This is a genomic window from Leucobacter rhizosphaerae (genome assembly GCF_022919175.1).
In the GTDB taxonomy this organism is placed as follows: Bacteria; Actinomycetota; Actinomycetes; order Actinomycetales; family Microbacteriaceae; genus Leucobacter; species Leucobacter rhizosphaerae.
Window position 1 is genome coordinate 202,324 of the sequence record NZ_CP095043.1, and the last position, 25,074, is coordinate 227,397.

Consider the following 25,074-nt stretch of genomic DNA (forward strand, 5'->3'; position numbering starts at 1 on the left):
CAGCAACCGCCGTCGCGCACGCTCTGCGAGTGCGGTGCCGAGGCGTGCTCCCCCAGCAGCAACCCCCGTCGCGCCTAGTGCGGGTCGCCGATGCAGAACTCGTTGCCCGCGGGATCGGCGAAGGTGTCCCAGTGGAAGTCCGCTTCACCGCGCTGGCCGAGGTGGGTCGCCCCCGCCGTCACCCACTCCGCCACGACCGCGGCGCGATCGAGGTCGGTGCCACGATCGAGGTCGAGGTGCATGCGGTTCTTGCCGACGATCGGCTCGTCCACGCGCTGGAAGCCGAGTGCCACGGGGATCCCGGGGGCGCGGACGATGCAGAACCAGCCGTCGGCGTCGTGCACGATCTCGCCGGAGAGGCGCTCGGCCCACCAGGCGGCCAGCGGGCGGGGATCGGGGGTGTCGAGTGTGACCATGCCGAGGGTGATCATGCGGGCTCCATTTCGTCGAGTCGGTGCTCCGCACCCTATCGCGCACCTCCGACAGTGGCGCGCGCTACGCTGGGGACGTGGCAGAGTACTGGGATCCGGCGGGGCCGAATCTGGTGGTCCGGGGCGACAACCTCCCGGTGCTGCGTGGGCTCCCCGACGGCGCCTTCACGCTGATCTACCTCGATCCGCCCTTCAACACGGGCCGCGCGCGCCGCGCCGAGCGCGTGCGCGGGGTGCCGGTCGACCCGGCCGAGGGCGGGCGCCTCGGCTTCCGCGGACGCGGGTACGCGGTGACCCGGGAGATGACCCTCGCCTACGACGATCGCTTCGGCGACTACTGGGACTTTCTCGAACCGCGTCTCATCGAGGCCTGGCGACTGCTCGCCGACGACGGCACGCTGTATCTGCACCTCGACTACCGCGAGGTCCACTACGCGAAGGTGCTGCTCGACGCGCTCTTCGGCCCCGACTGCTTCATCAACGAGATCATCTGGGCGTACGACTTCGGTTCGCGCACCCGGAAGCGCTGGCCCACGAAACACGACAACATTCTCGTCTACGCGAAGGATCCGGCCGGTTACCACTTCGACGCAGCCGCCGTCGACCGCGAGCCCTACATGGCCCCCGGCCTCGTCACGCCGGAGAAGGCGGCGCTCGGCAAGCTCCCCACCGACACGTGGTGGCACACGATCGTATCGCCCACGGGCAAAGAGCGCACCGGCTACCCGACGCAGAAGCCCGTCGGGGTGCTGCGCCGGATCGTGCAGGCGTCGTCCCGCCCGGGCGACTGGGTGCTCGACGCCTTCGCGGGGAGCGGCACGACGGGTGCCGCTGCGCAGGAACTGGATCGGCGCTTCCTGCTGATCGATGAGAATTCCGAGGCGCTCGAGGTCATGCAGCGGCGCTTCGCCGGCCGGTCCGTGGAGTTCCGGTGACGCGCCGGGTGGGGGAGACGCCCGCGGGCGGCGCGGTGAGCTCGATCCCGGTGCACCTCGACCGGGACGCCGATGCGCCGCTCCCGGTGCAGCTCGCGGCGGCGCTGCGCGAGGCGATCGACGCCGCCACGCTGCGGCCCGGGGAGGGCGTCCCCGCGACGCGCGCCTTCGCCCGCCGGCTCGGAGTCGCCCGGGGCGTGGTGGTCGCGGCGTACGAGCAGCTGGTCGCAGAGGGCTACCTCACAGCGACGCACGGGCAGGGCACCCGGGTGAATCCCGCGCTCGAAGCGGTGCAGGTGGGGTCGGCAGAACCTCGGGATCGGGTTTCGCGCCGGGATCCCGTCGAGACGCCGGAGCCGACCGTGCTTCGGGATCCCGCTCTGCTCACTGACCGGTCCGACCCCGCTCCCACCACCCGTCCGCTCGCCCCCGGGCGCCCGATCACGGACGCCGTCGACAGTGCGGCCTGGCGCTCCGCCTGGCGCGCCGCGGCCGCACGGGCGCACCTGACGGCGCCGGAGCTCGGGCACCCGCGGCTTCGCACCGAGATCGCCGACCACCTCCGTCGCATGCGCGGCACGGCGCGCCCGGCTCACGACGTGCTCGTCACCGCCGGCACCCGCGATGGGCTGGGCCTCCTGCTCACGGCGCTCGGCACGACCCGGGGCCACGGTCTGGTGGTCGGCGTCGAGGATCCCGGGCTGCCGTCACTCCGCGCCGTCGCGGCCCGGTACGGAGCGCGGATCGTGGCCCTGCCGGCCGACGCCGAGGGGCTCGACACGACGCGTCTGCCGGAGGGTGTGCTCGACGTGGTCATCGTCACGCCGAGCCATCAGTATCCGCTCGGAGGATCGCTCCCGCTGACCCGGCGGCGCGAGCTCCTCGCCTGGGCGAGTCGCGCCGGTGTCCTGGTGGTCGAGGACGACTTCGACTCCGAGCTGCGGTACACGGGGAGCCCGCTGCCGACGCTCGCCGCGCTCGACGACCCGGTCTCGGGGGTCGTGGTGCTTCTCGGTACCTTCTCGCGCACGATCGCGCCGGGGCTGTCGGCGGGCTACCTCCTCGCGCCCGAGGGGCTGCGGTCGCGCATCGAGCCGATCCGGCGCGAGCTCGGCGGACCGGTGTCGACCATCGTGCAGGAGGCGCTGGCCCAGTACCTCGCGAGCGGAGAGCTCCGACGGCACACGAGCCGCATGCTCCGGCGCTACGCGGCGCGGCGCGACCAGGTCTCCGACCGGCTGGCGGGTGCGGCCGGGGTGCGGGTGCGCCCGATGGACGGCGGTCTGCACGCGGTGATCGAGTTCACGGGTGCGGATCGGGGCGCGCAGCGGGCGCGGGAGGCCGCGGTCGTCGCGCGCGCGGACGCCGCCGGCCTCGGAGCCGAGGCGCTCAGCCGCTATTGGCAGCAGCGCGAGTCAGACGCCGGCATCGCGGGCCTCGTGATCGGGATGGGCGGCGCGGACGACGCCGAGTTCGGAACGGCGCTCACAGAGCTGCGCGCGCTGCTCGCCTAGCCCTCGGCGCGATCCGGTCGCGTCGCGCGCTCGAGCAGTGCGGCACGCAGCACTCGAGCGTGGTTCTGCTCGGGATCCCGGGTCGCGGTGAGCAGCGTCAGCCGTTCCGCGCCGGCCGCCCGTGCGAGCAGCGCGTCGAGTGCGCGCGCACCGGGTTCTCGCGCGAGTTCGGCTCGATACGCCGTGGCGAACGCCTCGAAGTGGGCGGGGGAGTGCTGCGCGGGATCGCCGTGCCAGGTGCGACGGAGCCCGGAGCTCGGCGCGGCGTCCTTGGCCCATTCGGCGAGACTCGCCGCAGCCTTCGACACCCCGCGAGGCCAGAGGCGATCGACGAGGACCCGCACGCCGTCATCTGGACCGGGCGGGTCGTAGACGCGTTTCACCACGATGTCCATCCGTCCATCCTCGCACCGCGCGGCGTCATGGACACGGGATCCTGCACAATGCTACGATTGCCGAAGCGTTTCGGCACCCGTGACTACTCGTTGGCGCAGTTGCTCGAAACGTTTTGACAACGTTGTTGCGCGGCCCCGCGGGACCGTCACGAGAGAAACAGAGGGAATCATGACTGCAGATGCCGGTGGATCGTTCGACGAGACCATGTGGAACGGTCTCCTGCACGGTGGGCTCGGGGGCACCTTCATGGGGGTGCCGAAGGTCGAGCTGAACCGCGACGCCATCCGCGCCGCGGGAGCGAAGGCGGTCGTCTACGGCTTCCCGTTCGACGCGACCACGATCAGCCGCAGTGGCGCGAACTACGGGCCGCGCGCGATCCGCGAGACCTCGGTCCAGTTCACCAACTTCCAGGCGACCTTCGACTTCGACCTCTTCGCCCACCTGCCGCTGTTCGACGGCGGGGACTGCCACGTGGCGCTCGGCAACACGCCGAAGACGTTCGCCCGGGTCGAGGCCGATATCGAGGAGATCGTCGCGGCGGGGGCGATCCCGGTCGTCTTCGGCGGTGACCACTCCGTGAGCATCCCCGTCGGCAAGGCCGCGAAAAAGCCCGGCACCAGCCCCGGTTGGGTGCAGTTCGACACGCACCTCGATGCGGCGCCGAACGTCGGAGGCGAGGAGCTCAACCACTGCTGCACGATCACGCGCGCGGTCGACAACGGCTACGACCCGGCGAAGATGGTGCTCGTCGGCATCAGCGGCTGGATGAACCCGAAGACCGAGCTCAAGTACTGCCGCGATCACGGGATCCGCGTGATCTGGCTCGAGGAGATCTGGGAGCACGGCGCGGTGTGGGCTGCCGAGCAGATCCTGGAGCGCGTCGGCGACGAGGGGTTCTATCTCACGTTCGACGTGGACGCGCTCGACGCGGCCTTCGCGCCCGGCACGTGCGCACCGACCCCCGGGGGCATGACGATGCGCGAGGCGATCCAGATCATTCGTGGCATCGCCCCCGCGGGACTCATCGGCCTGGACATCGCGGAGCCCGCGCCGTCGCTCGATCACTCGACGCGCACGCAGCTCGTCGCGGCGCGCATCGCCCTCGAGGCGTTGGCGTTCCACGCCGGCAGCCCGAGCACGCCGGTGCGCGTGGGGTAGCGGACCCCCGCAGTGCACGTCCGAGGGGGCGGGTCGGCAGGATCGCCGGCCCGCCCTTCGCGCTATGCGTACAGTTCGGGGCGCCGCTGCGCGAGCATGTCGGTCTCGGGCGCCGTCGGTGCCCCGATGGAGAGCTCGGCGGTCGCCGATCCCGCGTCGTCGGTGCCGAGCTGGCCGAGGACGGTGCCGTCGGCGGCGACGAGTCGGCTCGCGCCGCAGAAGTCGTGGTCCGATTCCGAGCCGACCCGATTCGCGTACGCGAGCGGCACCCGGTTCTCCAGGGCGCGCGCGATCGTGGCGATGCGGTGATCCGGCTCGTAGGGGTGCATGTTCGCCGACGCCGCGACCAGCAGCTCGGCGCCCTTGAGTACCAGGGTGCGGGCGACCTCGGGGAACTCCACCTCGAAGCAGTTGAGCACCCCGATCCGAACCCCGCAGAGGTCGATCGGGTCGAGGGTGTCGCCGCGGCGGAACACGTCGCCCTCGTCGCCGAAGAGGTGGGTCTTCCGGATCGCGGGGAGGATCCGCCCGTCGCGGTCGATCGCGAGGATCGCGTCGTAGGCCCCCTCGGCGCTGGTCTCGACGAACCCGACGAGCAGCGCCGTGCGGTGCTCGGCGCAGGCCGAGGCGAGCGGCGCGAGGCGCGGGTCGGCGACGGTGAGGCCGATCTCGTCGAGGTCGACCGTTTGGTATCCCGTGAGGAAGAGCTCGGGCAGTACCACGAGATCGACCCCGCTCCCGGCGATCCGCTCGACCGTCGCCGCGATGTTCGCGGCGAGGTCGCGGGAGCGCGGGGCGGCCTGCACGACACTCACGGTGCGGGTGGATGGCGCGGGGGTCATGCGGGCTCCTTCGGTCGGTGGCACGGTTCGTGAACAGGAATTCCGGCTTCGTCGGCCGCTGCGAAGAGCGAGCCGCCGGAGTGGCGAAGCGTTTCGAATTCCCATCCTAGCCTCAATAAAAGTCGAAAACAGACTTGCCAAAACGTTTCGGCATTGGGTACCGTGAAGGTGCGCTGGAACGCGGCCCGCTCGATCGATGCTGGCATGTCGCGCCGGCGGGGTGCGCCGATGGTCGTCGCACCGTGACCCCGCAGGTCTGAAGCAAGGGAGTTTCCATGACAGCGACGACGACGGTGATGAAACGCGAGTTCACCACCTTTTCAGCGCTCTCGGTCGCGTTCGCATTCGTCTCGCCGATCGTGGCGCTCTACAGCGTGCTCGGCGTGGGGCTGGCCGCCTCCGGGCCCGCCTTCATCTGGGGCGGGATGATCCTCTACGCCGGTCAGTTCGTGGTGGTGCTCACCCTCGGGGTGCTCGCGTCGAAGTGGGCCGATTCGGGTGGGATCTACCAGTGGTCGCGGCGCCTGCTCGGGCACCGCTACGGCTGGTTCGCATCGTGGACCTACATCTGCACCCTGCTCATCACCCTGCCCGCCGTCGCCTACGCGGGGGCCGTGCTGATCCCGCCGATCTTCGACATTCCCGCCGCCGATCCCGGGTTCGTCACCTGGCTCGCCGTCGGCCTGCTCGTGCTCAGCACCGTCGTGAATCTCGCGGGCCGCGTGTTCATCAAGATCCTCATGGTCGGCGTGATCGTCGCCGAGGCGATCGGTTCCGTGGGCGTGGCGATCTGGCTGCTGTTCTTCGAGCGGCACCAGGATCTGAGCTACCTCTCGCCGGCGTCGCTCGGCGGGTTCGACGGGGTGTTCTTCTCGGCGCCGCTCGTGATGGCGATCGCCTTCTCCAGCTACTTCGCCATCGGCTTCGAGAGTGCGAGCTCGATCGCGGAGGAGGTGAAGCGGCCGAAGCGCGCTGTGCCGCGCGCGATGGTGGTGTCCTTCTTCGCGATCATGATGATCGTGATCCTGAGCACCCTCGCGTTCACCCTCGCCGTGCCGAACGACGCCTTCCTGCAGGATCCCGAGAACGCCGCCGACCCCGCGGTCGCCATCATGGCGGCCACGTTCCCGGAGCCGATCTTCCGCGGCATCCTCGCGCTCTTCGTGATCGCATTCGCCGCCAGCCTCATGACGATCCAGATCACCGTCTCCCGCATCGTGTGGGCGACCGCGCGCAATGGCGAGCTGCCGTTCGCGCGGGTGCTCACCCGCCTCTCGGGCGACACCGGTCTGCCGCGTGTCGCCGTGATCGTGACGGCTGTGATCGCCGCGCTGCTCTTCATCCCGTTCCAGAGCGAGGGGATCCAGATGGCGCTCATCTCGTTCTCGTCGGTCGGCTTCTTCGTCTCGTTCCTGTTCCCGATCCTCGGAATGGCGATCGCCCGTGCACGCGGCGCGTGGCGCGACGACCCGTCGCTCTTCCTGGGGCGCGCGGGACGCGCTGTGAGCTGGCTCGCGCTCGTGTGGTTGCTGTTCCAGATCGTGAACGTCGCGTGGCCGCGTGAGAGCGGCGCCGGATGGGCGACGGACTGGTCGACGGTCATCGGTGTGGGTGTGGTCGCCGTCGCGGGGATCCTCGTGGAGGCCTGGGTGCACCGGAAGCGCCTGCACGCCGCCGCGACCGGCACCACCCTCGTGATCGTCGAGCGCGACGAGTCGGACGACGACGAGGACGGCCCCGGCGTGCGCGGGGACGGCGCGGCTACTGCGCCAGCGTCGAATCCCGCACGGTAAGGGAGGCCGGCACGAGCTCGCGGCGACGCGCCGCATCGCCCTCGACCTCGGCGATGAGGAGGTCGACCGCGAGCTCGCCGAGGCGCACCGGATCAAGATCCAGCGCCGTGATCGAGTGGTGCAGGCCGTAGTCCAGGGTACGACTGTCCGAGAGGCTGAGGATCTGCAGGTCGCGGGGGACCTGCAGATCCAGCGCCCGGGCGCTCCGCTCCGTCGCGCTCGCCAGGGTGTCGAGCGTGGTGACCACGGCGTCGAACTTGCGATCCGATGCCGACAGCGCGGCACGAATGACGGGCTCCGCCTCGTCGACGCGCGGGCCGGGGGAGCGGATGATGATCGGCTCGAGGCCCGCGGTGGAGCACCACTCCAGGTAGGCGGAGAGCTCATCGCGGACGTACGACGAGGTCGTCTCGCTGAGGAACAGCGCCGGTCGCGACGGGGCCGTTGCGCTCAGGTGCTGCAGCGCCGCCGTGGTGCCGGTGAAGAAGTCGTTGTCGACCCAGCTCAGGTCCCGGGCGGTCCGCCCGATCGTGACGCAGGTGACGCCGGTGCGGACCGCCTCGTCGAGCAGGTCGTCCTCCTCGCTCGGGTCGACGAGGATGAGCCCGTCGGTCGCCATCAGGAACTCGCTCGAGGGGCTCCGGAACGGGAGCATGGAGAGCAGGAAGCCGCGGCTGAACGCGCGGGCGCTGGCACCGCTGAGCACGCGGAAGTAGTACTCCACGTCCCACTCGGGCTGCGGTCCCTTCGACGCGTCGGAGGCCGACATCGGCGAGACGGCGAGCACGAGGGATCCCGTCCGCCCGGCATTGAGGTTCTTCGCCGTGCGGCTCGCCGTGTAGCCGAGCGCCCCGGCCACCTCGATCACGTTCTGGCGGGTCGCCGGGGCGACGCGGCCCTTGCCGTTCAGCGCCTCGGAGGCGGTCGCGACGGACACTCCCGCTTCACGGGCGACGTCCTTGATGGTGACGCGGCGAGCTTTCATCGGTCGGTGCCTTCCGGATCGCGGGGGGCGTACTCGGGCAGGGCGCCGAGCACCACGGCGACGGCGTCGTCCATGAGGGCGGGGCGGCGGAGCTCGGGCTGCCGGTCGCGGCACAGCGCGACGAGTTCGGCGATCCGCCGCAGGGTGACGGCCCGGGACTCGGGGGAGCCGGCCGCGCGCGCGAGCGCCTCTCCCCAGTCGGGATCGGCCTCCGTCGCGCCCGAGGCCCGCAGGGCCCGGGTCGCGTGCCAGATGGGCAGCGTCGGGATGCCGTTGCGCAGGTCCGCACCGTGGTCCTTGTCGAGCGCGCTGAGGTCGTCCTGCACGTCGATCAGGTCGTCGGCGAGCTGGAACGCGATGCCGAGCACCTCGCCCGATGCGCGGAGTTCGACGGCGCTCGCCGTCGGTACCGCACAGGAAAGCGCCGCGAGCTCGATCGCCGCGCCGAAGAGCCCGCCGGTCTTGCGACGGGCGTACTCCTCCATGCGGGGCTGCGCATCGGATCCCCAGGTGAGCCCCGCCTCCGCGAGCTGTCCGAGGCAGAGCTGCGAGAAGGCGTGCGCGATGGCCGCGGTCGCGTCCGTGCCGAGCGGCGCCGCGACCTCGAACGCCGTGGAGACGAGGAGATCGCCGAGGAGGATCGCGGACGCGGGGCTCGCGCGGCGATGCAGCGTGGGCAGCCCGCGCCTGGTCTGCGAGCCATCGATCAGGTCGTCGTGCACGAGCGACGCGGTGTGCAGGAGCTCGAGTGCGACGCACGCCGGGCGCAGCACGGCCGGATCCGGGGTGCCGAGGGCGTGGGCCGCGAGGATCGTCAGCCGCGATCGGAGGAGCTTGCCGCCGGTGAGCAGCGTGAGCAGCTCGTGTTCGGGCACCTCGACGGACACGCCCGCGAGCACGCGGGTGAGACGGGCCGAGATCTCCGCGGCGATCGACGCGATCGTGTCGTCGAGCCGCTCGCCCGTGGGAAGGGGCGGATTCCCGTCGACCCGCGCCGGCTCACTCGTCGTCATGCCATCCCCTCGATCTCTCACCGACGGGTCGGCGGCGATGCTCTTCAGGATATTTCTTCTGCGGAGGGGTTGCCAAATCGGTTTGGCACGGGTCGCGCCCCGGTCGTGCCGGGGACGCCCGGGGGAACGCCGGTATCCTGGTGCGGTGAGCGTTGACGAGCTGTCGCCCAGCATGCAGAACTACCTCAAGGTCATCTGGGGGCTGCAGGAGTGGTCCGACCAACCGGTGTCGAACTCGGCGATCGCCGAGGCCGCGGGCGTGCGGCTCTCCACCGTCTCCGATGCGCTGCGCAAACTCTCCGATCAGGAGCTCATCGAGCACGTCCGCTACGGCACCGTGACGCTCACGGAGCTCGGCCGGGAGCACGCGGTGTCGATGATCCGGCGCCACCGGTTGCTCGAGACCTTCCTCGTCAACATGCTCGACTACGAGTGGGACGAGGTGCACTCGGAGGCGGATCGGCTGGAGCACGCCGTATCGGACGAGCTGATGCACCGCATCGATCGCTCACTCGGGTACCCGACGCGGGATCCGCACGGCGACCCGATCCCGAGCGCGGATGGGCTCGTGCACCGGCCCGACGCCGTGATCCTGGCGGATGCCCCGGCGCCGTGCCGGACCCGCGTCGAGCGTATCTCCGACGCCGACAACGAGATGCTCCAGTACTTCGCGAGCCGCGGGATCGTGGTCGACGCGGAGCTCCGGGTGCTGCCCGGGGAACCGTACTCCGAGACGGTGACGGTTCAGGTCGGCGATTCCCCGGTCAGCCTCGGGCCCGCGGCGGCCGCGTCCGTGTGGGTCTCGGTGCTGTAGCGCGGAGACCTGCACACTCACCTCACTCCTGCGGCGCCTTCGCGAACTTCAGGCCGATGACGCACCCGATGATGCCGGCGAGGAACACGAGCTTCAGCACGGAGACCGGTTCACTGCCCATCACCATCGCGGCGGCAACGGTGAGCGCGGCCCCGGTCCCGGTCCACACGGCGTAGGCGACGCTGACCGGGATCCCGCGCATCGCGTAGGCGAGGCCGACCATGCTGAGCGGGCTCGTCACGAAGAACACGATGCTCGGCCCGAGCACGGTGAAGCCCTGGGACTCGGCCAGTGCGATGGCCCACACGGCCTCGAGCACCGCACTCGCCAGGAGCACGGGCCAGTGACTCGGCTTCGCGACCTTCTCGGCCGCGACGCGGGTCGACTCGGCGGCGAACGGGGTGGGGGACTCCGCGGGTTGCATCGAGCGCGCCATGGTCAGCTCACCGCCTTGAGACCGACGACGCAGCCGATCAGCCCGAGCAGGAGCACCACGCGGAGCACCGTCGCGCGCTCCTGGCGCGTGATCAGGGCCCAGGCCGCGGTCAGCACGGCCCCGATCCCGACCCACACGGCGTATGCGCTGCCGACGGGGATCTCGCCCATGGCGTAGGCGAGCCCGGCCATGCTCGCGGCGAAGGTGAGCAGGAAGATCGCCGACGGCCAGAACCTGCGGAAGCCCTTCGAGGCGTCGAGTGCGGTGGCCCAGACGGCCTCCAGCATCCCGCTCAGAATGAGTGCGATCCATGCGAGTGACATGGGGATTCTCTCTGGCAGTCGTCAGTGTGCGGGTACTGCTCCCTCGTCCGCACCCCATGTCGCGGGGTCTGAGATCAGTGTCGCACACGGGGCGATTCGTCGTGCACAGGCGCTGCCCAGGGTGCGTCGGTCAACCCATACGCCTGCGGGCCGCCGAATACGCGATAATTGAACCCGGGCCATCGCCCACTCGGGAGGAGCACAGTGTTCGGCTGGTTGAAGAAACGCAAGCGTCAGGGGTCGCGGCCACCGCGGCGACTGCCCCGACGCGTGCTCGCGCCGGTCGAGGAGATCGTCGAGCAGGGGCTGCTCGTCGCGGACGTGGCCGTGCGCATGACCGTGAAGAACGCGATCATCATGAACGCGCTGCACAAGCACGCCGACTACAACGAGGCGCAGATCATCGAGATGGTGCGCAGTGCGACGGAGGATCTCGCCGTCGAGCGCGAGCGCGATGCGAAGCACATCGCGCACATGCGCGACGAGATCCGGGACACCGGGCGCAGCTCCTGGAGCGAGTCCGACTACGGCAACGACGACAACCGCACGCTCCGGCACCGCCAGGAGGTGTACCAGCGGGTGGCCGAAGAGCTCCGGTCGCGCTCCGAGGATCCCGAGTACCTGCAGAGCACCGCGAAGCGGGCGCACGCCCTCGCCTGGGACGAGATCGGCGACTCGCTGAAGGAGCGCGCGACGCACCCGTACTACAGCGGCGGCGACAACGCGGAATACCAGAGCGCGCGGGAGGATCGGATCCAGCAGCTCATCGAGAAGGACCTCACCTCGCTCATGCAGCAGCAGAACCCGGCACCGGCGCGCGGGCGCAAGTCCCGTCGGAAGGACGGCTCCTAGGTGCCTCCGCTGCTCGACCCGGCCCCCGAGCACGCCGCGCGCGCCCTGATCGTCGAGCGGTCGGTCCGCGCGGCGGCTCGCACCGGCAACCGGCTCCTCTCGGGGCACCGTGCGCGCCTCGAGGTCAGCGACCCGCACCTCCGCGAGGCGTTCGCGGCGGTCCTCGGCCGTATGGGGGTCCGGATCAGATCGGGTACCGCAGACCAGCCTCCTCCCGCCGCCGAGTTCGTCTTCGTCGACTCGATCGACCCCCACCTGCGCACCGAGCCGGCACCGCGCGTCGAGGGGTCCGGCGCCTCGGCCGCGGAGCTTCCGGCCACCGTGATCGCCGTCGATGGCGATGCCTGCTCGGGGCGCGCGTCCGATGCGGCGTCGCGGATCGCATGGGCCGCCCGGGGCATGCCGGTCACGGCCCGACTCGCGCGCACGCTCCGGGCCAACCCGGGTGCGAGCGGATTCCGCCCCTGGGCGGAGGAGCGCGAGCGACCGATCCTCAGGATCGCGGTGAGTCTCGTCCTGGAGCCGAAGACCGCCGCCTTCGCGATCGCCCTCGCCGACGCGGGGTGCGAGGTCGCCGTCTTCAGCGCGGCGAGCGAGACCGACCCCGAGGTCGCCCGGGCGCTCGCCGCAGACGGCCGCATCGCCGTGTTCGCGCCGACGGCGCTCGGCGCGCTGCTCGACCCGACGGTCGCGGATCCGTCCGCGGATGCGCGCGCCGTCGATGCCGCGCACGCCGCGGCGGTCCTGCGCTGGGGCCCGGACCTCCTCATCGACGACGGATCGCACCTGATCCGGCTCGCCCACACGGAGCTCCCGGAATCGCTCGTCGCGCTCCGCGGGGCCGCGGAGGAGACGACGAGCGGCGTGCGCCCGCTGCACGAGATGGTCGCCGGGGGAGCGCTGACGATCCCCGTCATCGCGGTGAACGACGCCCGCACCAAAACCGACTTCGACAACCTGATCGGGACCGGGCAGTCGTGCGTCTTCGCGATCGCCGATTGCCTCGAGGAGGCCGCCGGTGCGGCGTATCGCGGCCAGGCGGGGTCGCGTTGGACGGTCATCGGGTACGGTCCCGTCGGCGTGGGGGTGGCGCGATTCGCCGCGGCACTCGGCGCAGCCGTGACCGTCGTGGAGCGGGATCCGGTGCGGGCCCTCGCGGCGCTGCACGACGGGCATGAGGCCCGCGATGCGTCGGAGGCCCTGCCCGCCTCGGACGTGGTCGTGAGCGCGACCGGGGTGTGGCACACCCTCGATGCGGCCGCCGTTGCGGCGCTCCGGCCGGGCACCGCGGTGGCGGTGGCCGGCGGGATCGACGACGAGGTCGCACTGGACGAGCTGCGCGCGGCCGGCTGGACGAGCACTCCCCGGACCGCGTCGGTCGCCGAGTGGTGCCCGCCGGGCGGTGATCGTGGGGTGCTGCTCCTCGCGAACGGCGGCGGTGTCAACTACTCCGCGGCCGAGGGCAACCCCATCGAGGTGATGGACCTCTCGTTCGCGACGCAGTTGGCCGCGCTGTCCCGGCTGCTGCACGACGAGTTGACGCCCGGCGTGCACACGCTCGACGCCGCCGATGAGCGAAGGGTCGCGCGTATCGCGCTGGAGGCGCGCGACGGCGCTGCGGCTGAGCGCGCCGAGGGCGGGATCGAGGGCGATGGCAGTGGCAGCGCGAACCGCGGTGCCGAGTCGAGTTCCCGCCGCCCTTCCGAAGCGGAGCCGGCGCGACCCGGGGGCGCCGCCCAGCCGTGGACCGTGCACCGCTACCGGCACCGCCCCGACGAGCCCCTAGACTCGTCCGAGTGAACACCGCACACTCGACCGTCGTCTACAGCGCCGACCTCGTCTTCCCCGTCACCAGCCCGCGCATCGCGGACGGCGCGGTCGCCGTGGAGCAGGGCCGGATCGTGCACGTGGGGGACCGCCGCTGGGTGCTCGAGACCCTCGCGTCGCGGGGTGCGACCGTGCACGAGGAGCGCTGCGAGGGTGTGCTCGCCCCGGGGCTCGTGAACGCGCACACGCACCTCCAGTACACCCACATGGCCGAGGTCGCAGCGCGCAACTACACCGGCTTCGACGATTGGGGTGACGCCTTCGACCTCGCCTACGCCCGCAACGGGCACGACTGGGCCGCGGCGTCCGCGGACGGCGCGCGGCTGAGCCTCGAGGCCGGGGTCACGGCCGCGGCGGACGTCGTCACCGACGAGTCCGCGCTCGGCGCCCTCCACGACGCCGGCATGCACGGGATCGCCTACTGGGAGGTCTACGGCAAGAGCAACGCGGACTGGAGCCCGGAGGCCCGGGAGGAGGTGCGCCAGCAGATCCGGAGCATCCCGACCCCGCCCGGAGCCGGCGTGTCCCCGCACGCGCCCTACTCGCTCGAGGTGCAGCCGCTGCTGGAGATCCCCGACATCGTGCGCGAGGAGGGGCTGCGGCTCCACATCCACCTCGCCGAGGCGCACATGGAGCGCGAGTTCGACGGCATCGACGGGTACGCCGCGCCCGGCAGCCACGGCGGCTGGCCCGAGCTCGCGGCCGACAGCTTCCGTGCGCTGCGCTCGCACGGCATCGGGGTGTCCTCGACCCAGTTCGTCGACCACCTCGGGGTGCTCGGCCCCGACTGCCACATCGCCCACGGCGTGTACGTCAATGCCGAGGATCGCGCGCTGCTCCGCGCCCGCGGGTCGAGCGTCGCCCTGTGCCCCCGCTCGAACGAGGTCATCGGACTCGACATGCCCCCGGTCGCCGCATACCTGCGCGAGGGCAATCCGATCGCGGTCGGCACCGACTCGCTGTCGTCCTCACCATCTCTGGACCTGCTCGCCGACGTCGCCGCGCTGTACCGGGTCGCCCGGGAGCAGGGCTACCGGGCGAACGACCTCCACCAGCGTCTGTTCAGCGCGGCGACCCTGGGCGGCGCAGCGGCGCTCGGCCTCCACGTCGGCAAGCGCCGCATCGGCCAGCTCGGGGTGGGCGCGGTCGCCGACCTCGCGAGCTTCGACGTGCCGACCCACGACGCCGACGTCGCCCTGGCCGAGCTCGTCGAGGCGGGCGCCGGGCGGGTGACCCGCACGGTCGTGGCGGGCGTCGAGCGCTTCCGCCGCCCCTGATCTCACGCGATCACCGGCCAGCACGCCGCCAGATGTCGGGAGATGTCCGAACCGTGATCGTGTCGGGGGAGAGCACGGCTACACTGAGTGACGGCTTTCGCGGGGTCCGCCCGCGTTCGAACCGCCGCTCACGCTCTAGGAGTTCCTGATGTCACGCACCCTTCGACGTACCGCGCTCATCGCTGCGGGAGCCGCGGCGATCCTCGCGCTCTCCGCCTGCACCGCCGGGGGAACGGACGGCGGCGACGCCTCCGCGACCATCACCGAGGGCAAGCTCACGATCGCCACCGGCGAGCCCGCCTACGCGCCCTGGGTGCTGGAGGACGCCCCGGAGAGCGGCGAGGGCTTCGAAGCCGCCGTGGCGTATGCCGTGGCCGAGGAACTCGGCTACGAGGCGGACGACGTGGAGTGGGTGCGCACGAGCTTCGACGCCGCGATCGCGCCCGGCCCGAAGGACTTCGATCTGAACATCCAGCAGTTCTCGGTGAGCGAGGAGCGGGCGAAGGCCGTCGACTTCTCCTCGCCGTACTACACGACCACCCAGGCCGTCGTCGCTGCCGCGGGCACCGACGCCGCCGACGCGAACAGCATCGCCGACCTGAAGGACGCCGCGATCGGCGTCGCCTCGGGCACGACGTCGCTCACCGTCGTCGAAGACGTGATCGCCCCGACCCAGGACCTGCAGGTCTTCAACACCGTCGACGACGTGGTCGCCGCGCTCCAGAACGGCACCATCGACGCGATGGTCACCGATCTGCCGGGCGCCTTCTACGTGCGCGACGCGCAGCTCGATGACGGCGTCATCGTCGGACAGCTCGACTCGAGCACGGGCGGCGACGAGTTCGCGTTTGTGCTGCCGAAGGACTCGGGTCTGACCGCCGAGGTCACCGCCGCCGTCGACGCGCTGCGCGAGAACGGCACGCTCGACGAGCTCGCCGCGAAGTGGATCGCGGACCAGGGCGCGCCGGTCCTGAAGTGACCACCCAGGCGGAGGGCTCCGCGGTGGCCGCGGTGCGCAGGTGCGCGCGGTGACCCTCCCGGTCAGCCAGATCGAACTCGAGCGCCGCGCGTACCGCCGCGTGCGCAAGCAGCGCTCGGTGCTCGTCAGCGTGCTCAGCACCCTGGTGTTCGCCGCGGTCATCGCGGTGATCCTCGTGAACAGTCCCGGCTGGGAGCGGGTGAGCGACACCTTCTTCGACCTCGAGGTCGCGATCGGCGCCTTCCCCCGGGTCATCGAGGGGTTGTGGCTCAACATCCATGTGCTCGTCGCGGCCGCCATCGGCGTCGCGATCCTCGGCACCCTGCTCGCGGTCACCCGGACGCTCAAGGGTGCGGTGTTCACCCCGATCCGGCTCCTGGCCGCCGGGTACACCGACATCTTCCGGGGCATCCCGGTGCTGCTGGTGCTCTACCTCGTCGGATTCGGGATCCCGGGACTCGAGCTGACCGGCCGCCTTCCGGCGCAGTTCTGGGGAACGATCGCACTGATCCTCTGCTACTCGGCGTACGTCGCCGAGGTGCTCCGCGCCGGCATCGACGCGGTGCATCCCTCCCAGCGCCTCGCGGCGCGGTCCCTCGGTCTCAGCCACGGCAAGACGCTGCGGCTCGTGGTGCTGCCGCAGGCCGTCCGCAAGGTCACTCCGGCGCTCATGAACGACTTCGTGTCGATGCAGAAGGACGTCGGTCTGATCTCGGTGCTCGGCGCCGTCGACGCGATCCGCGCCGCCCAGATCGAGGTCGCCTCGAGTTACAACTTCACCCCGTACGTGCTCGCGGGGGTGCTCTTCGTGCTCCTGTCGCTGCCGTTCATCCGGTTGACCGATTGGCTGACTGCTCGGGCGCAGCGACGCGAACAGATCGGAGGCACGGTATGAGCGCGCAGCAGGACGGGCAGCTCCCGGTGCTCTCCATCCAGGGGGTGCACAAGCGCTTCGGCGAGCACCCGGTGCTCCGCGGCATCGACCTCGATGTGGCTCGCCACGAGGTCGTCGCGCTCATCGGCGCGTCGGGCTCCGGCAAGTCCACGCTGCTCAAGACCGTCAATCTGCTCGAGCAGATCGACGACGGCCGGATCGTGCTCGCCGGCGACGACATCTCCGACCCGCGGGTGAACGTCGACGCCGTGCGGGCCCGGATCGGTGTGGTCTTCCAGCACTACAACCTGTTCCCGCACATGCACGTGCTCGGCAATGTGACGCTCGCGGCCCGGCAGGTCTTCCGGACGCCCCGCGCTCAGGCGGAGCGCACCGGACTCGCGCTGCTCGAGCGCATCGGACTCGCCGACAAGGCGTACGAGTACCCGGATCGGCTCTCGGGCGGCCAGCAGCAGCGTGTGGCCATCGCTCGTGCACTCGCCACGGATCCCGAGCTCCTGCTGCTCGACGAGATCACGAGCGCGCTCGATCCGCAGCTCGTCGGCGAGGTCCTCGACCTCGTCCGCGAGCTCAAGGCCGGCGGCTCCACGATCGTGATGGCGACGCACGAGATGTCGTTCGCGCGCCGGGTTGCGGACCGGGTCGTGTACCTCAAGGACGGGGTGATCATCGAGTCGGGCACCCCCGAGCAGATCTTCGAGCGCCCGCAACGTGCGGAGACGCGCGAATTCCTGAGGCGCCTGCGCGATCCCTTCGAGTAGGCGGATCGCCGTCGGTCGCGGTCACTCAGCTGCGCTGCAGCTCCGGGTGCCGCTCGAGGTACCCCGCGATGTAGGAGCAGGACGCGATGATCCGGCGATCCCCGACCGCCTCGCCCGTCAGTGCGTGGTGCGCGAGCAGTCCGGAGAGTCCCGAGCCGCGGAACTCGGGCAGCACGACCGTGTGGTCGAAGTTGATCGTCGCGCCGCCGATGAGCGTGTAGTGGGCCTCACCGACGAGCCGGTCCCCGGTGTCGCCCGCCTGGAGCACGGCGTAGCGCTGCGCTTCGGGCTGGTGCTCGATGCGGAATCCCGCTGCAGCCGCCTGGGTTTCGTCACTGTAGGTCGCCATGTCCACAGCCTAACCGCCGATCCGACCCTCGGCCAGGCCTCATCCGCACCGGCTATCCTCGGGGTGTGGGAACCTCTCTGCGCCATTCTCGGACGCGTCGCGCCGGACTCGCGGGGCTCGCGGCCGTCGTGCTGCTCCTGACGGGCTGCGGATCGGGCGACCCCGATCCCGTGGAACCGGAACCGCTGAGCGCCACGCGAGCGGGCGGTCTCTATCTTTCTGCCGTCTGCCCCGTGAACGATGCCTGGGACGCCGCAGACCTCGAGCTCGACCGGCTGCGACTCGCACTCGGCCGCGGCGAGGCGGACACCGAGGCTCTTGCGGAGGCGCTGCGCGACGTCGCCGACGCGAGCGCGGAGGCTGCCGACGAGCTCGGGCCGAAACGCCAGTCGTGGCCGGAGTCGGCGTCGTCCGCCATCGCGGCGGTGCGTGCGTCGCTCACCGCGGACGAGCGGCAGGCGCTCACCGTCTCGAAGATGTCGGCATCGAAGATCGTGGCGTACACCTGGCAGGGAAGTGACGACATCGCAACGGCGGCCGCGGACGCGCGCGCCGCGCTCGGGCTTCCCGCCGACGCCGAGACGGCCTGCGCGCAGTGGGCGGAGCAGCAGGCGAGCGCGGAGGCCGAGGAGCCCGAGGCCGAGAAGCCCGAGGCGGAGAAGCCCGAGTCAGAGAAGCCTGAGGCGGAGAAGCCCGAACCGGGCGCGTCGGACACGAAGAATTCATCCTCGAAGTCGCCGTGAGGCGTTCCGCGGATTCGGTAAGATGGATCTCTTATGTCTCACACCGCCGAGGAAACCTCTCCACCCGTGCCCACCACCTCTGAGCGGGAGTTCGGGCCGCGCGAGCGTCTCGCCATCTGGCTGCTCCTGATCTCCGCCTTCGTCGTCATCCTCAACGAGACGGTCATGGGTGTCGCCCTTCCGAAGCTGATGATCGACCTCGGCATCACCGCCGCGGCCGGCCAGTGGCTCACGACCGCCTTCCTCCTCACCATGAGCGTCGTGATCCCGATCACCGGCATGCTGATCCAGCGCGTGCAGACGCGTCCGCTCTTCATCATCGCCATGAGCCTCTTCTCCGCCGGCACCCTGATCGCCGCGATCGCGCCCGGCTTCGAGGTGCTGCTCGTAGGTCGTGTCGTGCAGGCCTGCGGAACGGCGATCATGATGCCCCTGCTGATGACCACGGTCGTCACCCTCGTCCCCGAGCACCAGCGCGGCCGACTCATGGGACGCATCGCGATCGTGATCTCCGTCGCGCCGGCGCTCGGGCCGACGCTGTCGGGGCTGATCCTGCAGGTGCTGACGTGGCGCTGGCTCTTCCTGGCCGTGCTGCCGATTGCCGTGATCGCGCTCGTGCTCGGCATGATCCGCATGCCCAATGTCGGAGTGCAGCGGAAGGCCCGGATCGACCTCGTCTCCGTGCTCCTGTCCGTGCTGGCCTTCGGTGGGCTCGTCTACGGCCTCAGCCTCATCGGCGAGTCGGCGAACGGCCACGCGCCGATGCCGCCGTGGGTCCCGACGGTGGTCGGCGCGCTCGCACTGGCGCTCTTCGTGTGGCGCCAGACCCGGCTCCAGCGCGAGGACCGGGCGCTGCTCGACCTGCGCACGTTCCGCTCGCGGCCGTTCACCCTCTCGGTGATCCTCTTCGCCTTCAGCGCGATGGCGCTCTTCGGCTCGCTGATCCTGCTGCCGATCTACATGCAGAACGTGCTGGGGCACGACACCCTCGAGACGGGTCTGCTGCTGCTGCCGGGCGGCCTGCTGATGGGCCTCATGGGCCCGATCGTGGGGCGGATCGTCGACTCCCGCGGCGCGCGGGCCGCACTGATCCCGGGCACGATCATCACGGCGCTGGCGCTCTGGAGCATGGGCCTGTTCACCGACACCACGTCGATCTGGCAGGTGCTCGCGACGCACCTGCTCCTGAGCCTCGGGCTGTCGGGCGTGTTCACGCCGCTGTTCGCGGTGTCGCTCGGGTCCCTGCCACCCCAGCTCGCGTCGCACGGCAGTGCTGTGATCTCGACGGTGCAGCAGGTCGCGGGCGCCGCGGGCACGGCGCTCTTCGTGACGGTGATGACCATCGTGTCGACGGCCGTCGCGGGCTCCCCGGACGCGGTCGATCCGCACGCGCTGGCCGCGGGTACCCGCACGGCGTTCCTCATCGGAGGTCTCGCGGCCACCGTGGGTGTCGTGGTGGCGTTCTTCGTGCGGGATCCCGCACCGCGGACGACCGAGGCGGGTGCCGTCAGCGGCCACTGATCGGTGGGCACTGAGCAGCCGCGGGGCCAGCTCAGCCGAGCGCGGTGATCGATCTCCGCACGACCTCGGCGAGCTGTCGCACGGCGGCGGACGGTCCGCCGGGGCCCGCCGGGGCGGCGAGGAGCAGCTCGCGGGCGAATCGCGGATCCTCGATGGGGCGGAGCACCACTCCGTCGGGCAGATCGTTGCCGACGAGGCTCGGCACGAGCGCCACGGCCATCCCCGCCGCCACGAGCCCCAGCACCACCGAGTAGTCGTCCGTGCGGATCGCGACGTTGACCTGGTGACCGGCCGCCTGGAAGGTCTCGCGCACCAGGTCGTCCAGCGTGTCACCCGGGGTCGATCCCGTCACCCAGTTGTCCGCGGCAAGGGTGAGCAGCGTCTCCGATGTGAAGGACCGATGCTGCGTGGCGGGGTGGTGCGACGGCAATGCCATGAGCATCGGGTCCGTGAACAGGTGCGTCGTGTGCACCTCCGCTCGGAACGGCAGACGGTACCCGCCCGCGGCGTAGACGAGCGCAGCGTCGAGCGTGTGCTGGTTCACCTGGGTGACGAGCGGGGAGACCTCTTCGAGCGTGGCGTCGAGCTCGATCCCGAGCTCCGTGATGCGCGCGACGATGCCGGGCAGCAGGCGTGCCGCCGCGGTCGGGAAGGTGCCGAACCGCAACCGGATGCGGCCGAGCTGCGAGAGGTCGCGGACGTCGGTGAGCGCACGATCGGCGAGTCCGAGGATCTCCTCGCCGCGCTCGAGCATCAGCGTGCCCGCTGTCGTGAGCTTGCTGCCGCGGGTGCTGCGGGTCGTGAGATCCGCCCCCACGAGCCGGTCCAGGTTGCGGAGGTGGTAGTCGACGGTCGGCTGACTCCAGCCGAGGCGGGTGGCGGCCCGCGCGACGGAGCCTTCCGCCGCGACCGCACTGAGTGCCTGGAGCTGTCGGAGATCGATCACGGGGTTCCCAACGTCGTATGGAGCTGTTCCGGTACTTCCACCCTATTCGTTCAAGACGCCCTATGGTTCCCGCGAGTGCATTCGGGGTTCTGCCCGACCCCGGCGCTGCGGCAGTCTGGGGGACATGCTGCACCAGGAATCGCGTGACCCCAGCCCCGTCTCGAGCGGGGCCGCCGATGCTCCGAGCGTCCGTTCGGCCTCGATCCCCGCGCGGCGTGTGACCAGAACCTCTGCGGTACCGGACGCCCAACGCGGCGCACCCTACGCGGAGGCGCTCCAGCGATTCGCAGCGGGGCACCCCATGTCGCTGATGGTGCCGGGGCACGGCAACGCGCCCGAGGCCGGGGGGCAGCACCTCGCCGAGCTCTTCGGCGAGCGCGTGGCCGAGCTCGATGCGCCGCTGATGCTGGAGGGCATCGACCTGGGGGCGGACTCCCCGCTGGTCGAGGCGCAGCGGCTCGCCGCCGAGGCCTGGGGTGCGAAGCGGACCTGGTTCCTCACGAACGGCGCCTCGCAGGCGAACCGCACCGCCGCGATCGCGGTCCGCAGCCTCGGCGAGCGCGTGATGATCCAGCGCAGCTCGCACTCGAGCTTCACCGACGGTGTGCTGCTCGCCGGCCTGGTCCCCGCGTTCGTGTCGCCCACGATCGACACCCACCACGGCATCGCGCACGGCCTCACCCCCGACGCGCTCGACGCCGCACTCGAGGCGGAGCATCGCGCCGGTCGTCCGGTGTCGAGCGTGTACACGGTGTCGCCGAGCTACTTCGGGTCGGTCGCCGACGTCGCGGGCCTCGCCCGAGTCGCGCACGCGCACGGCGCCGCACTGATCGTCGACGGCGCCTGGGGCGCCCACTTCGGCTTCCACCCCGACCTTCCCGAATCCTCGGCACGCCTCGGCGCCGACCTCGTCGTCTCCAGCACGCACAAGCTCGCCGGCTCGCTCACCCAGTCCGCCATGCTGCACCTCGGCAACGGCCCGTTCGCGGAGCGACTCGAACCGCTCGTCGAACGCGCCTACGCGATGACCTCGTCGACGTCGGCCAGTGCGATCCTCATGGGCTCGCTCGACGTCGCCCGCCGTGCGCTCGTGACGGGCGAGGCCACGATCGGCCGCGCGATCCGGACCGCCAATGAGGTACGGGATCGGGTGCGGGCCGATCCGCGGTTCGCCGTCATCAGCGACGACTTCGGCGCGTTCCCCGACATCGTCGAGACCGATGCACTCCGGGTGCCGATCGATGTCTCGGGGACCGGGCAGAGCGGGCACTGGGTGCGCAAGCGGATGACCGAGGCGCACGGCATCTACCTCGAGATGTCCACCGCGACGAGTGTCGTCGCGGTCATCGGTGCGCTCGCCACCCCCGACACCGAGCGGTTCATCGACGCCCTGCGCGCGGTCGCGGACGAGGCGGATGCGCTCCGCGGGGCGTCTGACGCGGGTGCCCCCGACGCGTTTCCCGCGCTTCCCGCGGCCGGTGCGCTCCGGATGCTGCCGCGCGACGCCTACTTCGGCGCGAGCGAGATCGTGCCGGCCGTGGACGCGGTGGGCCGGGTGTCGGCGGACACCCTCGCGGCCTACCCGCCCGGGATCCCGAACCTGATCCCCGGCGAGGAGGTCACCGCGGAGACGGTGGCGTTCCTGCGCGCCGTGGCGGCGTCGCCGACCGGGTACGTGCGCGGTGCGGTGGATCCGGCGGTCGAGGGCATCCGCGTCGTGCGGTGATCGCATCGCGGAGGATCCGAGTACGCAGAAGGGGGCGGCACCGATGTGAGATCGGCGCCGCCCCCTTCCGCGTCTGCGGCTACTTCTTCTGGAAGAGGTTCCCCACGAGCGTCGAGCCGATGAGGACGATCGCGAGGAGCACCACGCCGACGATCGAGATCGCGACGACGTCGACCGGGTGGCCCGCCGACGAGAACATCGAGTGCGAGTTGTCCTGCTCGCCGCCCGAGGCGAATGCGGGCGCGGCCACGAACACCGACGCGAGGGCGACGGTGACGGCGGTTGCGATGCGGGTGCGGATCTTCACGTTGACTCCTCGCGGGTTCCTGACAGTTCCGGCGCCGGGGCGCCGATCCCCACCATCCTATCCCGATTCGGCGGCCGCGCTCGCAATAGGCTGGAGGCATGACCGCACCACGCCCGCAGACCCCCATCGATGCCCTCGCCGAGCGGTGGGTCGACACCCTCGTCGCCCACGAGCCCACGATCGGCACGTACATCGGACGGACCGCCGAGAACGGGCGCCTCCCCGACTACTCGCCCGAGGGCGCGCAGGCACTGGCCGGCGTCGAGCGCGCGACGCTCGACGCCCTGCAGGCCGCGCCGGTGCAGGATGCCGTCGACGCCGTCACGCGCGCCGACCTCACCGCGGGGCTCCGGCTCTCGCTCGAGCAGCACGCGGCGGGTGAGCCGCTCCGGGCGTTGAACGTCATCGAGTCGCCGCCGCAGCAGATCCGAGACATCTTCGACCTCATGCCGACCGACGGCACCGAGGACTGGGAGGTCGTCGCATCACGGCTCCGCGCCGTCCCCGAGGCCCTCGCGGGCTACCGCGCGTCGCTCGCCCTCGGTGCCGAGCGCGGTCTCGCGCCCGCGATCCGCCAGGTGCGGGAGGTCGCGGCCCAGTCGCGACGAACGGCGGGGGCGGCCGGAGCCACGGCGGACACCGGGGTCGCGGGGGTCGCGGGCGAGCCGGGCTTCTTCGACGGGTTCGTTGCCGGGGCGGGTGCGGTGCCGCCGGCGCTCGCGCGGGATCTCGGCGCGGCCGCGCAGGCGGCGTCGGCCGCGTACGCCGAGCTCGCCGACTTCCTGGAGACGACGATCGCGCCCGTCGCGCCCGAAGCCGACGCATTCGGTCGGGACCGGTACGCGCTGGCCTCCGAGGGGTTTCTCGGCACGCGCGTCGATCTCGATGAGACGTACGAGTGGGGTCTGGAGGAGCTGCGTCGCATGGTCGCCGAGCAGGAACGCGTGGCCGCCGAGATCGTGCCGGGTGGGCGACCGGGGCCCGGGATCGTGGCCGAGGCCATCGCCGTGCTCGAGGCCGACCCGTCCCGGAAGCTGCACGGCACCGAGGCACTCCGCCGATGGATGCAGGAGACGAGCGACCGGGCGGTGGCCGAGCTCGGCGCGGCGGCGGACGCGCAGTTCGACATTCCCGAGGAGATCCGCACGCTGGAGTGCATGATCGCGCCGACGCAGGAGGGCGGGATCTACTACACGGGTCCGAGCGACGACTTCTCCCGCCCGGGGCGCATGTGGTGGTCGGTCCCGCCGGGCGTCACCGAGTTCGACACCTGGCGCGAGCTCACCACGGTGTACCACGAGGGGGTGCCCGGGCATCACCTGCAGATCGGCCAGGCCGTGGTGAACCGCGGCCAGCTGAACGAGTGGCGTCGGCAGTTGGCCGGCACGTCCGGGCACGCCGAGGGGTGGGCGCTCTACGCGGAGCGGCTCATGGAGCAGCTCGGGTACCTGGACGATCCGGCGGATCGACTCGGCATGCTCGACGGTCAGCGCATGCGGGCGGCGCGGGTCGTGCTCGACATCGGCGTGCACCTCGGCAAGCCGCGGCCGGGTGGGGGCGGGGTCTGGGACGGCGAGTTCGCCCTGGACTTCATGCGGCAGAACGTGAACATGAACGACGGCTTCGTCCGCTTCGAGGTGAACCGCTACCTCGGCTGGGCGGGGCAGGCACCGTCGTACAAGGTCGGCCAGCGGGTGTGGGAGGGGCTGCGCGCGGAGGCCGAGCGGAGCGCGGCGGCGGCGGGCACCGACTTCGACGTGCGGGCGTTCCACCGGGATGCCCTCGCACTCGGCGGGGTCCGGCTCGACACGCTCGAGCGGGCGCTCCGCGGCGAGTTCGAGGGGCGCTGAGTGGCGTTCGAGACGCCCGGGGCGCTGGATCCGTGCCCGTGCGGCCGGGGAGTCGCGTTCGGCGCGTGCTGCGACCCGCTGCACCGCGGGGAGCCCGCGCCCACCGCGGAACGCCTGATGCGGTCGCGCTACGCGGCATTCGTCGTGGGGGACGCGCCCTATCTGCTCCGCAGCTGGGACCCGGCGACGCGGCCCGCGACGATGGAACTCGATCCGACGCTCACGTGGAAGCGCCTCATCGTCGAGCGCGCGGTGGCGGGCGGTCCCTTCGACGAGCGCGGTGAGGTGACGTTCACCGCCGTCGCGCGGAGTGCGGAGGGGCGGCTCGAGCAGCGCGAGCGCAGCCGCTTCGCGCGGTCCGCGGGCAGCTGGGTGTACGTGGACGGCGACCCGCTGTAGCC

General features: G+C 71.4%; 26 protein-coding genes. 16 read left to right on the plus strand and 10 right to left on the minus strand.

Annotation, left to right across the window (positions count from 1 at the left end; translation table 11 throughout):
- Nucleotides 1–74: 74 nt before the first annotated feature.
- Nucleotides 75–431 (minus strand): VOC family protein, encoded by a 357-nt coding sequence (locus tag MUN76_RS00980; protein WP_244686365.1) that lies wholly within the window; start codon nt 429–431, stop codon nt 75–77.
- Nucleotides 432–508: 77 nt separating this feature from the next.
- On the opposite strand from MUN76_RS00980, the gene MUN76_RS00985 reads away from it, so the two are divergent.
- Both MUN76_RS00985 and pdxR read left to right on the plus strand, forming a co-directional pair.
- Nucleotides 509–1,366 carry a DNA-methyltransferase gene (locus MUN76_RS00985; RefSeq protein ID WP_244686367.1) on the plus strand — a complete coding sequence of 286 codons (858 nt, stop codon included), beginning with the start codon at nt 509–511 and terminating at the stop codon, nt 1,364–1,366.
- Nucleotides 1,363–2,880, plus strand: coding sequence for a MocR-like pyridoxine biosynthesis transcription factor PdxR (gene pdxR / locus MUN76_RS00990; protein ID WP_244686368.1), 1,518 nt, complete (start codon nt 1,363–1,365; stop codon nt 2,878–2,880). Before MUN76_RS00985 ends, pdxR begins: the two co-directional genes overlap by 4 nt.
- On the opposite strand, the gene MUN76_RS00995 is transcribed toward pdxR, so the two are convergent.
- A complete protein-coding gene (locus tag MUN76_RS00995) occupies nt 2,877–3,275 on the minus strand; it encodes a DUF488 domain-containing protein (RefSeq protein ID WP_244686370.1) in 399 nt (132 codons plus the stop codon). The genes pdxR and MUN76_RS00995 overlap by 4 nt on opposite strands.
- Before the next feature lie 169 nt (nt 3,276–3,444).
- Here MUN76_RS00995 and speB point away from each other — a divergent pair, with 169 nt between their 5' ends.
- A complete protein-coding gene (speB, locus tag MUN76_RS01000; RefSeq protein WP_244686372.1) occupies nt 3,445–4,434 on the plus strand; it encodes an agmatinase in 990 nt (329 codons plus the stop codon).
- 62 nt (nt 4,435–4,496) lie between these two features.
- On the opposite strand, the gene MUN76_RS01005 is transcribed toward speB, so the two are convergent.
- Nucleotides 4,497–5,276 (minus strand): nitrilase-related carbon-nitrogen hydrolase, encoded by a 780-nt coding sequence (locus MUN76_RS01005; RefSeq protein WP_244686374.1) that lies wholly within the window; start codon nt 5,274–5,276, stop codon nt 4,497–4,499.
- A gap of 275 nt (nt 5,277–5,551) precedes the next feature.
- Between MUN76_RS01005 and MUN76_RS01010 the strand changes: the two genes are divergently transcribed.
- Entirely contained in the window at nt 5,552–7,069 is a 1,518-nt protein-coding gene (locus MUN76_RS01010; RefSeq protein WP_244686376.1) for an APC family permease, read from the plus strand.
- Here MUN76_RS01010 and MUN76_RS01015 read toward each other — a convergent pair.
- Nucleotides 7,038–8,054 carry a LacI family DNA-binding transcriptional regulator gene (locus tag MUN76_RS01015; RefSeq protein ID WP_244686377.1) on the minus strand — a complete coding sequence of 339 codons (1,017 nt, stop codon included), beginning with the start codon at nt 8,052–8,054 and terminating at the stop codon, nt 7,038–7,040. The two genes, MUN76_RS01010 and MUN76_RS01015, sit on opposite strands and share 32 nt — an antisense overlap.
- Nucleotides 8,051–9,067: a polyprenyl synthetase family protein gene (locus tag MUN76_RS01020; RefSeq protein WP_244686378.1), complete on the minus strand. Its 1,017-nt coding sequence runs from the start codon at nt 9,065–9,067 to the stop codon at nt 8,051–8,053. The genes MUN76_RS01015 and MUN76_RS01020 overlap by 4 nt, the downstream gene beginning before the upstream one ends.
- A 145-nt stretch (nt 9,068–9,212) precedes the next feature.
- On the opposite strand from MUN76_RS01020, the gene MUN76_RS01025 reads away from it, so the two are divergent.
- Complete coding sequence (locus tag MUN76_RS01025) at nt 9,213–9,881, plus strand: metal-dependent transcriptional regulator (RefSeq protein WP_256451796.1); 669 nt, start codon at nt 9,213–9,215, stop codon at nt 9,879–9,881.
- Nucleotides 9,882–9,903: 22 nt separating this feature from the next.
- On the opposite strand, the gene MUN76_RS01030 is transcribed toward MUN76_RS01025, so the two are convergent.
- Both MUN76_RS01030 and MUN76_RS01035 read right to left on the minus strand, forming a co-directional pair.
- Nucleotides 9,904–10,317, minus strand: coding sequence for a DMT family transporter (locus tag MUN76_RS01030; protein ID WP_346730401.1), 414 nt, complete (start codon nt 10,315–10,317; stop codon nt 9,904–9,906).
- Nucleotides 10,318–10,319: 2 nt separating this feature from the next.
- Nucleotides 10,320–10,640: a DMT family transporter gene (locus MUN76_RS01035; RefSeq protein ID WP_244686379.1), complete on the minus strand. Its 321-nt coding sequence runs from the start codon at nt 10,638–10,640 to the stop codon at nt 10,320–10,322.
- Nucleotides 10,641–10,844: 204 nt separating this feature from the next.
- Here MUN76_RS01035 and MUN76_RS01040 point away from each other — a divergent pair, with 204 nt between their 5' ends.
- From MUN76_RS01040 to MUN76_RS01065, 6 genes are all read left to right on the plus strand, one after another.
- A complete protein-coding gene (locus MUN76_RS01040) occupies nt 10,845–11,492 on the plus strand; it encodes an asparagine synthase (protein WP_244686380.1) in 648 nt (215 codons plus the stop codon).
- Nucleotides 11,493–13,292, plus strand: a complete 1,800-nt coding sequence (locus MUN76_RS01045; RefSeq protein WP_244686381.1) for an adenosylhomocysteinase — start codon at nt 11,493–11,495, stop codon at nt 13,290–13,292.
- Nucleotides 13,289–14,596: an amidohydrolase family protein gene (locus MUN76_RS01050; RefSeq protein ID WP_244686382.1), complete on the plus strand. Its 1,308-nt coding sequence runs from the start codon at nt 13,289–13,291 to the stop codon at nt 14,594–14,596. Before MUN76_RS01045 ends, MUN76_RS01050 begins: the two co-directional genes overlap by 4 nt.
- A gap of 148 nt (nt 14,597–14,744) precedes the next feature.
- On the plus strand, nt 14,745–15,575 hold the full coding sequence (locus MUN76_RS01055; protein WP_244686383.1) for an ABC transporter substrate-binding protein: 831 nt from the start codon (nt 14,745–14,747) through the stop codon (nt 15,573–15,575).
- 49 nt (nt 15,576–15,624) lie between these two features.
- On the plus strand, nt 15,625–16,470 hold the full coding sequence (locus MUN76_RS01060; RefSeq protein WP_244686384.1) for an amino acid ABC transporter permease: 846 nt from the start codon (nt 15,625–15,627) through the stop codon (nt 16,468–16,470).
- Nucleotides 16,467–17,231, plus strand: coding sequence for an amino acid ABC transporter ATP-binding protein (locus MUN76_RS01065; protein WP_283248110.1), 765 nt, complete (start codon nt 16,467–16,469; stop codon nt 17,229–17,231). Before MUN76_RS01060 ends, MUN76_RS01065 begins: the two co-directional genes overlap by 4 nt.
- Nucleotides 17,232–17,256: 25 nt before the next feature.
- On the opposite strand, the gene MUN76_RS01070 is transcribed toward MUN76_RS01065, so the two are convergent.
- Complete coding sequence (locus MUN76_RS01070) at nt 17,257–17,580, minus strand: GNAT family N-acetyltransferase (RefSeq protein ID WP_244686385.1); 324 nt, start codon at nt 17,578–17,580, stop codon at nt 17,257–17,259.
- Between the two features lie 65 nt (nt 17,581–17,645).
- On the opposite strand from MUN76_RS01070, the gene MUN76_RS01075 reads away from it, so the two are divergent.
- Nucleotides 17,646–18,323: a hypothetical protein gene (locus MUN76_RS01075; protein ID WP_244686386.1), complete on the plus strand. Its 678-nt coding sequence runs from the start codon at nt 17,646–17,648 to the stop codon at nt 18,321–18,323.
- 33 nt (nt 18,324–18,356) lie between these two features.
- A complete protein-coding gene (locus MUN76_RS01080; protein WP_429952968.1) occupies nt 18,357–19,844 on the plus strand; it encodes an MDR family MFS transporter in 1,488 nt (495 codons plus the stop codon).
- Between the two features lie 31 nt (nt 19,845–19,875).
- On the opposite strand, the gene MUN76_RS01085 is transcribed toward MUN76_RS01080, so the two are convergent.
- Nucleotides 19,876–20,790 carry a LysR family transcriptional regulator gene (locus MUN76_RS01085; RefSeq protein ID WP_244686388.1) on the minus strand — a complete coding sequence of 305 codons (915 nt, stop codon included), beginning with the start codon at nt 20,788–20,790 and terminating at the stop codon, nt 19,876–19,878.
- Between the two features lie 124 nt (nt 20,791–20,914).
- Here MUN76_RS01085 and MUN76_RS01090 point away from each other — a divergent pair, with 124 nt between their 5' ends.
- The gene (locus MUN76_RS01090; protein ID WP_244686389.1) at nt 20,915–22,516 is read left to right on the plus strand and encodes an aminotransferase class I/II-fold pyridoxal phosphate-dependent enzyme; all 1,602 of its coding nucleotides are present in this window, start codon (nt 20,915–20,917) and stop codon (nt 22,514–22,516) included.
- Nucleotides 22,517–22,595: 79 nt separating this feature from the next.
- On the opposite strand, the gene MUN76_RS01095 is transcribed toward MUN76_RS01090, so the two are convergent.
- Nucleotides 22,596–22,823, minus strand: coding sequence for a hypothetical protein (locus MUN76_RS01095; protein WP_244686390.1), 228 nt, complete (start codon nt 22,821–22,823; stop codon nt 22,596–22,598).
- A gap of 98 nt (nt 22,824–22,921) precedes the next feature.
- Between MUN76_RS01095 and MUN76_RS01100 the strand changes: the two genes are divergently transcribed.
- Together MUN76_RS01100 and MUN76_RS01105 are read left to right on the plus strand one after the other, a co-directional pair.
- A complete protein-coding gene (locus MUN76_RS01100; protein ID WP_244686391.1) occupies nt 22,922–24,673 on the plus strand; it encodes a DUF885 domain-containing protein in 1,752 nt (583 codons plus the stop codon).
- A complete protein-coding gene (locus MUN76_RS01105; RefSeq protein ID WP_244686393.1) occupies nt 24,674–25,072 on the plus strand; it encodes a YchJ family protein in 399 nt (132 codons plus the stop codon).
- Nucleotides 25,073–25,074 lie beyond the last annotated feature (2 nt).

Coding starts and splice junctions, on each gene's coding strand:
- MUN76_RS00980 (WP_244686365.1), bottom strand. CDS start 431: ATGATCACCCTCGGCATGGTCACACTCGACACCCCCGATCCCCGCCCG.
- MUN76_RS00995 (WP_244686370.1), bottom strand. CDS start 3,275: ATGGACATCGTGGTGAAACGCGTCTACGACCCGCCCGGTCCAGATGAC.
- speB (WP_244686372.1), top strand. CDS start 3,445: ATGACTGCAGATGCCGGTGGATCGTTCGACGAGACCATGTGGAACGGT.
- MUN76_RS01005 (WP_244686374.1), bottom strand. CDS start 5,276: ATGACCCCCGCGCCATCCACCCGCACCGTGAGTGTCGTGCAGGCCGCC.
- MUN76_RS01010 (WP_244686376.1), top strand. CDS start 5,552: ATGACAGCGACGACGACGGTGATGAAACGCGAGTTCACCACCTTTTCA.
- MUN76_RS01015 (WP_244686377.1), bottom strand. CDS start 8,054: ATGAAAGCTCGCCGCGTCACCATCAAGGACGTCGCCCGTGAAGCGGGA.
- MUN76_RS01020 (WP_244686378.1), bottom strand. CDS start 9,067: ATGACGACGAGTGAGCCGGCGCGGGTCGACGGGAATCCGCCCCTTCCC.
- MUN76_RS01030 (WP_346730401.1), bottom strand. CDS start 10,317: ATGGCGCGCTCGATGCAACCCGCGGAGTCCCCCACCCCGTTCGCCGCC.
- MUN76_RS01035 (WP_244686379.1), bottom strand. CDS start 10,640: ATGTCACTCGCATGGATCGCACTCATTCTGAGCGGGATGCTGGAGGCC.
- MUN76_RS01055 (WP_244686383.1), top strand. CDS start 14,745: ATGTCACGCACCCTTCGACGTACCGCGCTCATCGCTGCGGGAGCCGCG.
- MUN76_RS01065 (WP_283248110.1), top strand. CDS start 16,467: ATGAGCGCGCAGCAGGACGGGCAGCTCCCGGTGCTCTCCATCCAGGGG.
- MUN76_RS01070 (WP_244686385.1), bottom strand. CDS start 17,580: ATGGCGACCTACAGTGACGAAACCCAGGCGGCTGCAGCGGGATTCCGC.
- MUN76_RS01080 (WP_429952968.1), top strand. CDS start 18,357: ATGTCTCACACCGCCGAGGAAACCTCTCCACCCGTGCCCACCACCTCT.
- MUN76_RS01090 (WP_244686389.1), top strand. CDS start 20,915: ATGCTGCACCAGGAATCGCGTGACCCCAGCCCCGTCTCGAGCGGGGCC.
- MUN76_RS01100 (WP_244686391.1), top strand. CDS start 22,922: ATGACCGCACCACGCCCGCAGACCCCCATCGATGCCCTCGCCGAGCGG.